3 protein-coding genes are annotated in these 2,953 nt (G+C 66.6%); all 3 read left to right on the top strand.

Features of this window, described 5'->3' with window-relative positions; all coding sequences use genetic code 11:
* Positions 1-1,051 (top strand): hypothetical protein (locus JSV65_02395; protein ID UCH35222.1); only part of this gene is annotated, 1,051 nt, incomplete at its 5' end.
* Between the two features lie 38 nt (positions 1,052-1,089).
* On the top strand, positions 1,090-1,761 hold the full coding sequence (locus tag JSV65_02400) for an HAD family hydrolase (protein UCH35223.1): 672 nt from the start codon (positions 1,090-1,092) through the stop codon (positions 1,759-1,761).
* A gap of 9 nt (positions 1,762-1,770) precedes the next feature.
* On the top strand, positions 1,771-2,953 hold a 1,183-nt coding region (locus JSV65_02405; GenBank protein UCH35224.1), incomplete at its 3' end, for a SpoIID/LytB domain-containing protein.

A 2,953-nucleotide genomic window follows, 5' to 3' on the forward strand; every position in this document is an offset into this window, starting at 1 on the left:
CCTCTTCGAGAGCACCGAGGACGTCGGCGATGAATACGACTACTCGTACTCGCTAAACAGCGAAACCTTCACGACGGCCAGCGCTGCGGCCCGCATCGCGTTGATTGAGGCCGGGCCGGTGCGCGCCACCTTCCGCATCGAACTCGACTTTGTGCTTCCTGTCGGTGTAGAGACAGATCGCATGCGCCGCAGCGCCGAGCGGGTCGCCTGCCCGATTACGACATATGTCACGCTGGACGCGGGCTCGCGGCGTGTGGACTTCCGCACGGTGGTTGATAACCGCGCCAAGGATCATCGCCTGCGCGCGCTGTTCCCGACCGAGTTGGAGGCACCGCACTCGGATGCCGAGGCGCAGTTCTGCGTGGTTGACCGTCCGCTCGACGCCGAGTCGCAGCCGGGATGGTCGCAGCAGCCGGTGCCGACGCAGGTGCAGCATTCCTTCGTCGACGCTCATGACGCCGAGGTCGGCCTCACCGTTATCAATCAAGGCCTGCCGGAGTACGAGGTGCGTCGCGATGCCGAGGGCGCGACGATCTGCCTCACGCTGCTGCGCAGCGTGGGCTGGCTGTCGCGCGCCGATTACCCAACGCGGCCGTACAACGCAGGGCCGGAAGTGCCGGCGCCCGAGGCCCAGTGTCAGGGCGTGCATGAGTTCCGCTACGCGGCGCTGCCGCACGGCGGAACCTGGATGAGCGCGAGGGCGTGGATGCAGGCCCACAGCCACAATGCGCCGCCGCGCGTTGTTGTCACGACTCAGCACGAAGGTGACCACCCCGGCGAATTCGGCTTCTTCGCCATAGATAACCCGGATATCGCGCTCAGCGCGGTGAAGAAATCGGAGCGCGAGGATGCCCTCATCGTTCGCGTCTATAACACGACGAGCGATCCCGTCAAGGGCAAGCTGACACTCGGGCATCCGATGAGAAGCTGGCGCCCGGTGAATTTCAACGAGGAGCCGCTTCAGGGACGCAGCCGGCGGCGCTCCGCAGCGAGCGGGGTCCGGCTCTCGCTGCGCCCGTTCGAGGTCGCTACCGTGGCTCTTTATCCCTGATCCCGCGCGGCGCGCAGACCAGGTGCTCGATGTCCTCATTGCCCGCAAGGCTCAAGGCGCTCATATTCGATTTCGACGGCACGCTGGCAACCGGACGGTATGACTTCCAGGGCATACGCGAAGGCGTCTATGCGTTGGCCGGTGAATATAGTGTCGCCGCACCGGAGCTGGAGAGTCTGTATATTCTGGAGGCGGTCGAGCGAGCAGCAGAAATCATCGCGGCCGGACAGGGGGACGCACGATCCTTCCGTGACCGCGCAGCGCGCATCATCCTCGACGGTGAGCTGCGCGGAGCGCGCGACTCCCACCTGGTGCCGGGCGCGGCGGAGGCGATGAAGCGGTTGCGCGACGAGGGGTACCGGCTTGCGGTCGTGACGCGCAACTCCCGGACCGCTGTCGAGACTATTCCGGGCGCGACCTCGCTCGCCTGCGACGCGTTCCTGACGCGCGAGTCGGTGAGCCGCGTCAAGCCCGATCCCGAGCATGTCCGGGCGGCGCTCATCGCCGTCGGATGCGAAGCCGCGGAAGCTGCGATGGTGGGAGATCATCCGATGGACATCGCCGTCGGCAAGGCGGCAGGGACCGCGACCGTCGGCGTCCTCACCGGCGGCGGTACGCGAGAGACGCTTGGCGCAGCAGGCGCCGACGTGATCGTCGAATCCGTCGTGGATCTCGTCGCAATGCTGGTCGGCGCCGGGTGCGATACGTGAGACCTACTGATGGCATATCATGAATGGCTGGCCGCGCTGCTCGTCGCGTGCTCCCTGCACCGCACCGGAGCGCTGCCGAAGACGGTAACTTTCGACGAGGTCGCGCCGCACCTACTGCAGCGCGCGCCGATCCGCATCGGCGTCGCTCAATACGCGAAAGCGGTGAAGGCTTTGCCCACCGGGCGCGGCGTCGTCGTATTCGAGAAAGACGGAGAGCGTTCGTCGCTGCCGCTTCCCGCGGGGCGGCCGATCCTCGCGCGGCCGGACGGCGACCGCATCGTCATTGAGTCGCCGCAGGGAGAAGTGCGCTGCAGTAAAGCCACCGTGCGCGCTCCCGGCAAGTGCGTGCGCGTGTACTCGTGGGGCGCGCAAACGCGCAGCGGGGTGTACGGAGGCGAGGTTGAGATCGCGCTCGATCCTCACGGCTCGCTTTCAGCGATAAACGTCCTGCCATTGGAGAGCTACCTCGTTGGCGTCGTCGCCGCCGAAGTGCCCGTGTACTTCCATTCCGAGGCACTCAAGGCGCAAGCCATCATCGCGCGCACCTATGCGCTGTTCAACCTCGGCAAGCACGAGCGGCAGGGGTTCGACCTGTGCGACGGCGTGCACTGCCAGCAGTACCGCGGGCATGTCAACATCACGCGCGTGCGCGCCGCGGTTACGGAGACGAAGGGCTGCGTGCTGACGTACAACGGCTGCCTCGCCGAGACCGTGTACCACGCCGTGTGCGGCGGCTTCGTGGACGACCCGTATCGCGTATGGGACGGGTACTTGATGCCCTATCTACGGGCGACGGCGGACGCGCCGCGCGGTGCGAAGTCCATCTCGTCGGCAGAGCCGACCGAGCCGCAGGTGGTGCAGTTCCTGGCGGAGCAGTCGTCGTACTACTGCGCGCGGTCGCCGCGCTACCGGTGGCGGCGCACGTACGCTGCGGCCGAGATGCAGCGGCTGCTCGACGCGAACTTGCGAGTGCTCACCGGTGACGAAGAGCCACCCGGACGCCTGATTGAGATGAAGACCGATGGACGATCACCGGGCGGACGCGTGCAGACGCTCCACATTACCACCGACCGCGGCGAGTACGACGTCAAGCGCAATGACATTCGCTGGATCTTCGGCGATGGCAAGCCTGGCCCGAACGGCCTGCCGAGCACCCTGCTCTGCCTGCACACGAAGCGCGACGACACCGGGC

The organism is Armatimonadota bacterium, from assembly GCA_020354555.1.
Lineage (GTDB): Bacteria > Armatimonadota > Hebobacteria.